General features: G+C 60.0%; 12 protein-coding genes and 2 tRNA genes. 10 read left to right on the top strand and 4 right to left on the bottom strand.

Annotated features, from left to right (window positions below; genetic code table 11):
* Positions 1 to 656 (bottom strand): phytanoyl-CoA dioxygenase family protein (locus tag ACH2ED_RS01800; RefSeq protein WP_395088480.1); only part of this gene is annotated, 656 nt, incomplete at its 3' end.
* 32 nt (positions 657 to 688) lie between these two features.
* Between ACH2ED_RS01800 and ACH2ED_RS01805 the strand changes: the two genes are divergently transcribed.
* The 5 genes from ACH2ED_RS01805 (at position 689) to ACH2ED_RS01825 (ending at position 3,412) form a co-directional block, all read left to right on the top strand.
* Entirely contained in the window at positions 689 to 1,564 is an 876-nt protein-coding gene (locus tag ACH2ED_RS01805; RefSeq protein ID WP_395088489.1) for a sugar phosphate isomerase/epimerase family protein, read from the top strand.
* A 9-nt stretch (positions 1,565 to 1,573) separates the two neighbouring features.
* Complete coding sequence (locus ACH2ED_RS01810; protein ID WP_395088481.1) at positions 1,574 to 2,260, top strand: orotidine 5'-phosphate decarboxylase / HUMPS family protein; 687 nt, start codon at positions 1,574 to 1,576, stop codon at positions 2,258 to 2,260.
* Positions 2,261 to 2,374: 114 nt separating this feature from the next.
* Entirely contained in the window at positions 2,375 to 2,707 is a 333-nt protein-coding gene (locus tag ACH2ED_RS01815; protein ID WP_395088482.1) for a hypothetical protein, read from the top strand.
* A gap of 70 nt (positions 2,708 to 2,777) precedes the next feature.
* Positions 2,778 to 3,050, top strand: coding sequence for a hypothetical protein (locus ACH2ED_RS01820; RefSeq protein ID WP_395088483.1), 273 nt, complete (start codon positions 2,778 to 2,780; stop codon positions 3,048 to 3,050).
* Complete coding sequence (locus tag ACH2ED_RS01825) at positions 3,047 to 3,412, top strand: clan AA aspartic protease (protein ID WP_395088484.1); 366 nt, start codon at positions 3,047 to 3,049, stop codon at positions 3,410 to 3,412. The genes ACH2ED_RS01820 and ACH2ED_RS01825 overlap by 4 nt, the downstream gene beginning before the upstream one ends.
* A gap of 2 nt (positions 3,413 to 3,414) precedes the next feature.
* Here ACH2ED_RS01825 and ppc read toward each other — a convergent pair whose 3' ends face one another.
* From ppc to ACH2ED_RS01840, 3 genes are all read right to left on the bottom strand, one after another.
* Positions 3,415 to 6,180 carry a phosphoenolpyruvate carboxylase gene (gene ppc / locus ACH2ED_RS01830; RefSeq protein WP_395088485.1) on the bottom strand — a complete coding sequence of 922 codons (2,766 nt, stop codon included), beginning with the start codon at positions 6,178 to 6,180 and terminating at the stop codon, positions 3,415 to 3,417.
* A 67-nt stretch (positions 6,181 to 6,247) separates the two neighbouring features.
* Positions 6,248 to 6,331: transfer RNA gene (locus ACH2ED_RS01835), tRNA-Ser, on the bottom strand.
* 13 nt (positions 6,332 to 6,344) lie between these two features.
* A tRNA-Arg gene (locus tag ACH2ED_RS01840) sits at positions 6,345 to 6,419 on the bottom strand.
* 112 nt (positions 6,420 to 6,531) lie between these two features.
* Between ACH2ED_RS01840 and ACH2ED_RS01845 the strand changes: the two genes are divergently transcribed.
* The 5 genes from ACH2ED_RS01845 (at position 6,532) to ACH2ED_RS01865 (ending at position 9,512) form a co-directional block, all read left to right on the top strand.
* Positions 6,532 to 6,675 carry a hypothetical protein gene (locus ACH2ED_RS01845; protein ID WP_309691224.1) on the top strand — a complete coding sequence of 48 codons (144 nt, stop codon included), beginning with the start codon at positions 6,532 to 6,534 and terminating at the stop codon, positions 6,673 to 6,675.
* A gap of 30 nt (positions 6,676 to 6,705) precedes the next feature.
* On the top strand, positions 6,706 to 6,906 hold the full coding sequence (locus ACH2ED_RS01850) for a hypothetical protein (protein ID WP_394794015.1): 201 nt from the start codon (positions 6,706 to 6,708) through the stop codon (positions 6,904 to 6,906).
* Positions 6,907 to 6,984: 78 nt separating this feature from the next.
* On the top strand, positions 6,985 to 7,695 hold the full coding sequence (locus ACH2ED_RS01855) for a Tic22 family protein (protein ID WP_395088486.1): 711 nt from the start codon (positions 6,985 to 6,987) through the stop codon (positions 7,693 to 7,695).
* A complete protein-coding gene (locus tag ACH2ED_RS01860) occupies positions 7,692 to 8,840 on the top strand; it encodes a methyltransferase domain-containing protein (protein ID WP_395088487.1) in 1,149 nt (382 codons plus the stop codon). Before ACH2ED_RS01855 ends, ACH2ED_RS01860 begins: the two co-directional genes overlap by 4 nt.
* A gap of 12 nt (positions 8,841 to 8,852) precedes the next feature.
* The gene (locus ACH2ED_RS01865; protein WP_395088488.1) at positions 8,853 to 9,512 is read left to right on the top strand and encodes a DUF998 domain-containing protein; all 660 of its coding nucleotides are present in this window, start codon (positions 8,853 to 8,855) and stop codon (positions 9,510 to 9,512) included.
* The last annotated feature ends 291 nt before the right edge of the window (positions 9,513 to 9,803 follow it).

Here is a 9,803-nt window from a genome sequence, read left to right on the forward strand (position 1 = left end):
AGCAGCGTGGTGCGTGCCTCACTGCTGGCGTTGATGCCGCTGCCATGGATCGTCAGGTAGCTAAAGAAAAGCACGTCCCCGGCCTCGGCAGGGCAGGGCGTGGCATCCTCTACCGGGTACCCCTCAGGGTCTACGTGCCAGCCGCCGGTCGGATCATGGGGGAGCAGCCCGAGCTTGTAGCTGCCCGGCACGACTCTCAGACAGCCTTTCTCCAGCGTTGCCGCGTCGAAGTGCACGATGGCGGCGATCATGGAGTGGTGGGCGTGCGGGAAAAACGGCGCGTCCTGGTGCATCGGGAACGGGCTGCCCTTCTCGGGCGGCTTGATAAACATCTTGGTGTGGTGGAGCTGGACATTGGGGCCGATAATCTGCGCTGCCACGCCGCTCAGCCGCTCGTCCGCGATTAGCCGGGCTAGGCCCGCATCATAGAACTGGACATCATGGCAGTGCTGGAGCGAGGATGTTTTCCCACCCTCCACATAATCGCGCGCTGCGCCCCAGGTCGCGTCGGAGCCACGATTTGTCTCCACATAGAGCCGGTGCGCCAGGTCATGCAGCGCCTGCCGGTGCCGCGCCATTTCGTCTTTATTAAAAAGTCCCTTCACCAGAACGTAGCCGTTCTCGCGATAGAACTCAAGTTGTTCGTCTGTGAGCATGCCACCAGTATAGCCGGTAAAATGCCCGCATGATACCCAAACTCGCTGCCTTTCCCAAGGCTTTTATGGACGAGCTGTGCGTCCACAAGACCATGACGGTTTTTGACTGGATTGAGCTGGCCTCTACTCTGGATATTGACGGGCTGGAGTTCTACGCGGGCTTCTGCCACGGTGACGATCCGGCTTGGCTCGCAGCCGTAGGCGAGGCGCTGGCGGCAAAGAATCTCGTCATGCCGATGCTCTGTTGCTCCCCGGACTTCACCGCCGATGATCTGGAAGGCGAGCTGGAGAAAGAGCGCGGCTGGATTCGGCTCACAGCAGCTCTGGGTGGAAGCTACTGTCGCGTGCTCTCGGGCCAGCGCCGCCCCGATCTGTCGCGCGAAGACGGTGTGAAGCGCGTGGTCGGGGCAATCTCCAGCCTCCTGCCCTTCGCGGCGGAACACGGCGTCACACTTATCATTGAGAATCATTACAAAGACAACTACTGGACCCACCCTGAGTTTGCGCAAAAATCCGATATCTTCTGCGAGATAGTGAACGCGATTGACTCGCCGCACTTTGGCGTTAACTTCGATCCCTCCAATGCTTTCTTAGCGGGCGAAGACCCGCTGGATGTCTTAGAGCTCGTCAAGCACCGCGTGCTTACCATGCACGCATCCGATCGCTACTTAACGTCCGGTACCATCGAGGATCTACGCCACGAAGAAGACAGTGTCGGCTACGCTGCCCGCCTCGCCCACGGTGTGATCGGCGAGGGCCTCAACGACTATGATGCTATCTTCACCACCCTGAAAGCCGCTGGAAGTACCCCGCACTGGGTGAGCATCGAGGACGGCATGAACGGTAGGGACGATCTGGAAAAATCCGTGGCGTTTGTCCGCAAAAAACTAGCGGCACACTTCGGGTAGAATGCCAACATGAGACCGATTGTACAGATTTCACTTGATATTGTGGACCTCGACGAGGCACTAGAGACGGCGCACTTAGCGATGCGCGCGGGCGTGGACTGGCTAGAAGCCGGGACGCCGATGCTGATGGCGCACGGAGCCAACGGAGTGCGCGTGCTGCGTGAAGCCTTCCCGAATGTCCCGATTGTTGCGGACTTAAAGATCATGGACGGTGGCTACCGCGAGGTCGAGATTGTTGCCAAGGTGGGGGCAACGCATGTGGTCGTGATGGAGCGGGCGCACCCTCACACTATCCGCGAAGTGGTCAAGGCGGGCCGCGACTTTGGGGTGGGCGTGATGGGCGACAACATGATCTCCGACGACATGGTTGCGTCTGCCAAGCGTCTCGAAGATCTGGGCTGTGGCTACGTCATCCACCACATCGGCTTCGACGAGCGCCGGGGGATCGCGGCCAGCGGAGCGCGCATGCCCAGCCCGTTAGATCAGTTGCGTGACGTGGCTGCCGCTGTGTCGGTGCCCGTGCAAGCTGTCGGCGGCCTCACCACCGAGCAGGCCATCGCGTGCCCGTCGTACGGTGCCCCGCTTGTGGTGCTGGGCGCTCCACTGACCGTCAACGACTACGCCTTTAAAAGCGCGGATGGCAATTTAGAGGCAATTGTCCGCAACATCTGTGAGCGCGTCCACGCCCAGGGATAACCAGGGATAACCAGGGATAAGTCGAGTGAGACTTTGCATGGTGGCGGCGATTCGGCGGAGCGACGAGTTTGTTTATGTACGGGTGGAAGATGCGCCCGACCATCGGAGGTTGTTATGATTCCTGGAGTTCCTGAAGAAATTCCAGGGTGGATTCGCTCCACCCGTGATGCGCGGCACTGGCTGGCGTGTGCGTTTCGCGCCCAAGGCTACACGGTTGTGGAAGACCCCGGTCCCGATGATCTGCCCGATGCTCTCTGGGACTACCACATGGACTTGCTGGCGCAAAAAGGTGAGCAGCGTGTTGCCGCCGTGGTGCGGCGACGCAACGATATTTCAGACAATAATATCGCCCTGGCAGCGCTCCTCAAGACGCTGCCCGGCTGGCGCTTCGACATGATTGTTCTGCCGATCTCTGTGCTCCGAACCCCACACCAGAACGGGTCTTAGTGGCATGATAGACGCATAGAACATGGCGATGACAGTTTGGGCGGCGGTAAAATAGGCGGGAGGTCTGAGGATGCAAAGTGTGACACTGAGTCGTGAAGAGGTGGCTCGTTTGGGGAAGGCGCTTTATGCGGAGCACATTCGTTCGCAGGTGGAGACGGATGACAATATCGGCAAGATGGTGATTATTGATATTGAAACCGGAGACTTTGAAGTAGATGAGCTGGGTTTGGATTCTGCTGAGAAGCTCCATGCTCGCCATCCTCACGCCCGACTTTACGGTCTCAAGATTGGCTACAACGTCGCGGAGTCTCTGGGGGGCATCATGGAGCGGACAGCGGCATGACGTTTGGCAAGGTCGAGCGCCTTCATCCCACTGTGCCAGTCACGTTTCGGCTTCCGGGCTACCCCGATCTGACGATTGAGTTTGTGGTAGACACCGGGTTCGTGGGCTTCCTCACTCTTCCTGTTGTCGCCGTGGCTGCAATGGGGCTTCCGTTTGAGTACGACACGCCCGCCAATCTTGCCGACGATAGCGAGGTGCAGCTACCCGTCCACGGAGCCACGATTCTCTGCGACGGTACGCTTCGTCGTGTCCGCGTTCTGGCGATGGGTAAGCGCCCCTTACTGGGAATGTCGCTGCTGCACGGCAGTGCGCTGAGTATCGAGTGCGTCGAAGCAGGAGTGGTGCGCATCGAACCACTATAAATCTACCCGGTGCTCTGCATGGCGGCGGCGATTCCGGTGATGGAGAGAAGAATGGCCTCGCGCAGCAGATCGCTCTCGCCTTCTTTTTCCTGGCGTTCCATCAGCGCGACTTGCAGGAGCGAGAGCGGCAGGACGGCGGGGTTGCGCAGATGCACGGTGGCTCTAACGACGGGCGCGTGGCTCATGAGCTCGCCCTCTTGGCCGGTGAGGAGCCTGACCCACTTGATCGTGCGGGTGTGCTCGCCCTCGATGAGGTTGTGGAACTTGTCGCGTAGCGCCGGATCGTCGCAGCGGTCGGCGTAGAGTTTGGCGGTGGGCAGGTGCGTGCGGGTGAGCTCTAGCTGAGCGTTGTCCACGACGGTCTTGAAGAACGCCCACTCGCGCCAGAGGCTCTGCATGAGGGCGAGCTTCTCGGGACTGTCGCCGATGAAGGATTCTAGAGCGCTTCCGAGGCCAAACCAGCCGGGGACGATGTAGCGGCTCTGGATCCAGGCGAATACCCACGGAATGGCCCGCAGATCGTCCACGCTGGCGAGCGCTTTGCCGCTACGTGAGACGGGGCGCGAGGCAATCGGGAGCTTGCTGATGTGGGCAATCGGAGTGGCCTGTGCGAAGAACGTCCAGAAGCTCGGGTCGTCGTGAACCATCGCGCGGTAGAATTCTCGACTTTTTTGCGCCATCTGCTCCAGCACGACTTTTCCCTCCTCGCTCTCTTTGGCCTGGCGCTTGGGGCTGGCGGCCTGAAGCGCGGCGTTGACAATCTGCTCTAAATGCCGGTGGGCAATCGGAGCGAGGCCGTAGCGAAAAGAAATGACCTCACCCTGTTCCGTGAAGCGAATCTGTCCGTCGAAGCTGCCAGGCGGCTGCGCAAGAATCGCCTTGTTGGCACGTCCACCGCCACGACCGACCGTCCCGCCGCGTCCGTGGAAGAGCCGCAGCGTGATCCCCGCCTCGTGGCAGACCGTTGCTATCTTCTCTTGCGTTGCTTGTAAGGCCCAGTTCGCTGCTAGAAAGCCGCCGTCTTTGCTGGAATCCGAGTAGCCTAGCATGATTTCTTGAAAGTGATTTCGGGTGGCTAAGTGCGCCTTGTACTCGGGGATCTTGAAGACATCGGCCATTAAATCGCCGCAGTGGTGCAGATCATCAATGGTCTCAAAGAGCGGGACAATGTCTAGCTCTCCGGCGAGACCCACTTCTTTGGCGAGGAGCAGTGGCTCCAGCAAATCACTCGCGCCGTGGGTCATGCTGATGATGTAGCAGACAACGCTCTGGGGCGAGAGCTCGCGGCGGGCGCGGCGGATCACCTCAAAGACATCTAAAACCTCGCGTGTCTGGGCCGAGAGCGGGGCATCGCGGCTTACCAGAGGCCGGGGTGAGCGCAGCTCCCAGCGCAATATGGCCACTTTCTCATCCTCGGAGAGCGCGGAGTAGTTCGCGGTGACGCCTGCCAGCGCTAGAATCTCGGTGACGGCTTTGGCATGAACATCGCTGTGCTGCCGAACATCAAGGGGAGCGAGGTGAAATCCGAAGCTGCGCGCCTGAACGACTAAGTCCGCCATGTCTCCGGCATCCGCCACGGAGCTCGCGTGGTTGCGTCGCAGGGCATCTTGCACCAGAATGAGATCCTCAATAAACGCCGCATCGCTGGCGTAGGCATGCGGGGCATTGTTTAAAGTTGCCAGGAGCCGGGCGTGCACGCAGAGCAGCTTCAGCACATACGGCTCCCCGATATGGCGCAGGCGACGGTTCTCGGGCAGGGGTACTTCGGCCAGATCGCGCTCTACCGAGGCCAGTAGCGGGTCATTTTCTGCAACGCGCTTCACCGAGAGCGTGAGTGCCCGGCGGACATTCTCGACGCGCTCTGCAAAGAACTCCAGAGCGATTCTTCTGTGCTCTTTGAGCGTCTCCCAGGTGATCTTTGCTGTCACGTTTGGGTTACCGTCACGGTCTCCCCCCACCCACGAGCGGTAGCTCACAAAGCAGGGAATGGTGAATGTCGCCTCGGGGTAGTTCTCGGCTAGGGCGCGGCGCAGGTCGGTGTGGAGCCACGCCACCACGGAGAAGATCGTGCGCTCAAAGAAGTACAGTGCGTTACGTGCCTCTTCCGGAACCGTGATGGGCGTGATGCGAATCTCATCGGTTTGCCAGAGCTCGGTGAGAGCGCGGCGCAGGTTCTCATCGGCGCGGATGCTCGGGTTGCCTTCTAGCGGCTGGTCTAAGTGCGAGCCGTCTGCCGTCTGTGAGCGCAGTGCCAGCCCCTCGGCGACGCGTAGTAATTTATCGAGAACGGCTCGGCGGCGCGCTTCGGTGGGATGCGCCGTGAGCGTCGGGCAGATCTCGATTTTGTTGAGGATTTTTTGCACATCGCCCGCGCTCAGTCCCTGCTCTTTAAGCCGCTGCACGCCCTCGCGGATAGACTCCGAACGCGGCTCCGTGCGGCCTCGGTTCACGCGCACGATCTCTTTTTGCTCCGCCGTGTTAAGAAGCTGAAAGAGCACCGTCACCGCGCGCAAAAGCCGCGCGCAAACCGCCGAGTCCGTCAGCTCCGGAATCGCTTCGAGCAGCTTTTTGGGGGTCATGTCGTGTTCGTGGGCCGTCTCCATCAGCTTGCGTGAGAGCGCGACAAACGCCGCGCCTTCCTGCTCGGCTAGCACTTCGGAGAAAAGCGTTTCGAGGCGCTCAATGTCATCGGAGAGAGGGATCGGGAGCCCGCAGGCATGGGGCTGGAGCCCCGCGATGGTGAAGGAGGGCACGGAAGAGGAGGACATGCCGCCATTGTACCGTGGCTTGGTTTCGTTGGGGTTTCGGAATGCGTTGGAGTTTCGAAGGGGGAAACGGAGAGGGTGGGATTCGAACCCACGGAGCTTGCACTCATCCGCTTTCGAGGCGGACGCACTAGACCAACTATGCGACCTCTCCAGGTCGAACTAAATCCCGTCGGAGGGATTCGAACCCCCGGCCGTTCCCTTAGGACGGGACTGCTCTATCCGGGCTGAGCTACGACGGGAAACCACTAAAGAACCAACAGGCTAAAAATTCTATCGCGAATTGGGTTGAGAGTCAAGGTGCGGTAGAATAGACTGCATTTTCGGTATCCTGAGTGTAAGGAGGAAATAACGATGCGAGTTCGAGCAAAAGAATTGCGCCAGATGTGGAAGCGTAAGGAAGAAGCCTACAAGGCACGTACTAAGACGACAGTGGGAAGTGTCTCTGAAGCGAAGACGGCAAAGCCTGTCCGCGCTGCTAAGAAGAGCGAGGACTAACCTATGGATTTTGGCCCCAGCCGGGACCGTATGCCCACGATTCAGCTAAGCTCCGCAGCGATGATTCGGTTGCGGGATGAGCACACGATTCTGGCATTTCTGTTGATAAATGGGCAGACGCTCAACGGGCAGGTAAAGTGGTTCGATGAATCCTCTATCCATGTCCTGACGACAGAGGGCGCGGAGATAACCCTGCTCAAGCGCGCCATTATCTACTACCAGGCTGCTTAGCCGCTACAGCCACGCCCTCGCCAGCTAACAAGCCTCGGTGGGGGTGTTTTGTTTTTTGAGCTATCAGGAGTCAAGTCAATGTATCTACCCCCGTCCCCCCCTCTACTCCCGCCCCCGCCACAAGTGCTCTCCAATCTCAAGCTGCCTGGAGTGCTCACGGCACCACAGATCGCGGCAAAGCTAGCCCCTGTGCCGGGCTTCATTTTGGCCAACGAGAGCGGAGCCGCTCTCACGGCGAACCCACCGGACGGTAAAGGTATATCCACTATCGGGGTGTTTTTACGCAAGAGTGGCGCTGTCGAGTTCCTGGAGAAGCTCACAAAGCAGAACCCCACGCTGGGAGCGAGCCTGCGTATCAAGGCAGTGGCGCTTGGGGAGCTTTGGCAGAAGGCACAGAAGTCAGAAAACAAGACGGCTCTTGCGTTTATTCCAGATCTTGCCGAAGTGGAGCAGGCGAAGGCATTTCTGAAGCAGCAGGGAAAGCCCGAGACCGGTGGTGGTGTGCCTCTGTTCATGGCGGAGCTACCGGGCAAGCGGCTGCTCAATCTCACCCAGAATGGGATAACGCTAATACCCGCCTTCTTCTCCCGTGCGGACTTGGCTCCGGTTCTGGAGAGCTACAATAAGTCGCGGCCCGAGGGCACTCCCGAGGCGCAAGTGGCGCTCACTAGCCTTGAGTTTCTGCTGGCAAGCTGGCTTCGGACGCCGGATGCGGCCTTGAAGCAGATTCAGTTTGTGGTTCCTAAAGTGGTCACCGATGAAGCGAAGGCACTCGTGGGCGGCTCGTGACAGAAGCGACGGCGAGCTTTCTGGTGTCGAAGCCGGGCGCGGCACTTCTCGCACGGGGCGTGGCAGCACTGAGCAAGCAGCGCGGACTGGAGCCGGAGCAGCGCGCGGGTGCTCTGGCGGTTTTGGAGGGGCGTGAGCGTGCACGAAAACGTGGCTGGAAGCGGGCGGAGCAGCTTTTTTTAACGGCAGACTCCCTGGCGCAGGCGAGCTCCGAGGAAATCGCGGCGTTTCATGCGGGCTGTTTTATGGGCTGTAAAATGGTTCTGGATGCCTGCTGTGGAATCGGGCGAGACAGCCTGGCCTTGGCTGAAGCGGGCATGCGCGTGGTGGCACTGGATACTGACCCGGCTCGTCTGGTGTTTGCCCGTGCCAATGCGGGTGTTTACGGAGTGGGGGAGCGCATTACTTTCCACTGCACCGATGCCACAAGTTTTGTGCAGGAGGGCCACTGGGACGGCGTTTTCTTTGATCCCGCCCGCCGCGACGGCGCGACACGCTTTTCCCGGGATGCCGAGCGCTACCAGCCGCCTCTGAGCTTTCTGAGCGAGCTCCAGGCGAAAAGTCGAGTGGTGGTCGCAAAGCTCTCGCCCGCCCTGCCGGATGCGATTTTAGCGGCGCTAGGAGGGCAGCTCACGTTTCTCTCCGAGGACCGTACGTGCAAGGAGGCTTGTGTGGTGCTGGGGGCAGAGAGCGGCCCTCCGCAGGCACTGCTGCTCCCCGGCCAAGAGCGCTACGAAGCGGAGAGCGAGCCCCCGCCGCTAGCTCCGCAGCTCGGCGCGTATCTGCTGGATCCCGACCCCGCAGTTCTACGGGTGGGGGCACTGGGAGCACTGGCGGAGCGCACCCGCGCCGCGCTGCTCTCACCCGAGGATGCCTACCTCACGGCGGACGAGGCTGTGTTTTGTTCCGGGGTGCGCACCTATCGTGTCCGCATCGCACTACCCTACCGTGAGCGGACACTGGGGCGCTGGCTGCGGGAGCAAGGGATTGGGAAACTGGTGGTCAAGAAGCGGCGCTACCCCAAGGAGCCGGAGGCTGTGCATCAAGAGCTCGGGCTGAAGGCCAAGAGTAAGGGGACGGAGGCGACTCTGGTCATTGTGGCTCAGGGCAAGAGCTGGCTGGGCGTGGTCTGCGACCCGGCCTAGAGGGGAAAAAACATGGCGAGAAAATCGGTACAAATGGGAGCCGTGAGCATTGCGCTGGCGGGGGCGGATCTCGTCGTTCTGCACGTGCTACCGTCGCCGCGTCTTCATGCCACGACCGGGGCGACCTACCCTTACCATCCCTGGAATTTTCTGAGTGAGCTGGTGCGCTCCGACTACAGCCCGCTGATGACTGCCTGTTTTTTTCTCCTGGGGCTAGGGGCGCTCGCGGCGGCACGGGCACTTTTCAAGCACAATCTGAAACGGGAGAGTGTGCTCCTTGCCATTGCTGGGGTGTCGCTTCTGCTCCTGGGCTTCTTTCCCACGGATCTTGCCGACCTCACGACCGATGACCTCACCTGTGGTCAGCTCACACGCATAGAACCCTGCACGCTGATTGGGCGCATTCATAACCCCCTCTCCACCTTGGTCTTCGCCCCGATCTTTTTAGCGATTGCATCGTTTTGCCTGCGCCGGGAGCGCTTTCTGAGCCGCCTTGCGCTGTTCTGCGGCGCTCTGGCGCTCGGGGGGATTGTGGGGGCCTCGCTCTATCTGCACAGTATCGGCTGGCACGGGCGCTGGTGGACGGGCCTGATGCAGCGCAGCTTAGTCTTCCCCGCGCTTCTCTGGCTGGGAGGATTGTTCTGGCGGCTCTGGCGACTTTCGGAAAAATAATTCTTTCTGTCGCAAATCTCGTGATCATGCTCCAGCCCTGACAGGGGCCGTTCGAGCATTTAACTCAGCACATGTCAGAAGGGCTAAAGCACGACTACCCACTTTTGTCCAGCTCATCCCTTTACCAGAACCGATAGGCTTGCCCGCTTGCTGGCGTCATTCGTAGTCAATGATCTCATCACTATGCTTTGTTATTCGCGTTTAGACTAATTTGGCGGTGGAAACCGCGCTGAAAAGAGGCGTTGTCGAGGGAGGAGTTCCGCGCCGGGATTTCAAAAGTAATTTCGGCCA

The sequence above is a fragment of the Armatimonas sp. genome (assembly GCF_043757465.1).
GTDB lineage: Bacteria > Armatimonadota > Armatimonadia > Armatimonadales > Armatimonadaceae > Armatimonas.

Bases quoted from the DNA above. Each gene is read 5' to 3' on its own strand.
- ACH2ED_RS01825 (WP_395088484.1), top strand. From the start codon at position 3,047: ATGACGTTTGGCAAGGTCGAGCGCCTTCATCCCACTGTGCCAGTCACG.
- ACH2ED_RS01855 (WP_395088486.1), top strand. From the start codon at position 6,985: ATGTATCTACCCCCGTCCCCCCCTCTACTCCCGCCCCCGCCACAAGTG.
- ppc (WP_395088485.1), bottom strand. From the start codon at position 6,180: ATGTCCTCCTCTTCCGTGCCCTCCTTCACCATCGCGGGGCTCCAGCCC.
- ACH2ED_RS01850 (WP_394794015.1), top strand. From the start codon at position 6,706: ATGCCCACGATTCAGCTAAGCTCCGCAGCGATGATTCGGTTGCGGGAT.
- ACH2ED_RS01865 (WP_395088488.1), top strand. From the start codon at position 8,853: ATGGCGAGAAAATCGGTACAAATGGGAGCCGTGAGCATTGCGCTGGCG.
- ACH2ED_RS01810 (WP_395088481.1), top strand. From the start codon at position 1,574: ATGAGACCGATTGTACAGATTTCACTTGATATTGTGGACCTCGACGAG.
- ACH2ED_RS01845 (WP_309691224.1), top strand. From the start codon at position 6,532: ATGCGAGTTCGAGCAAAAGAATTGCGCCAGATGTGGAAGCGTAAGGAA.
- ACH2ED_RS01815 (WP_395088482.1), top strand. From the start codon at position 2,375: ATGATTCCTGGAGTTCCTGAAGAAATTCCAGGGTGGATTCGCTCCACC.
- ACH2ED_RS01820 (WP_395088483.1), top strand. From the start codon at position 2,778: ATGCAAAGTGTGACACTGAGTCGTGAAGAGGTGGCTCGTTTGGGGAAG.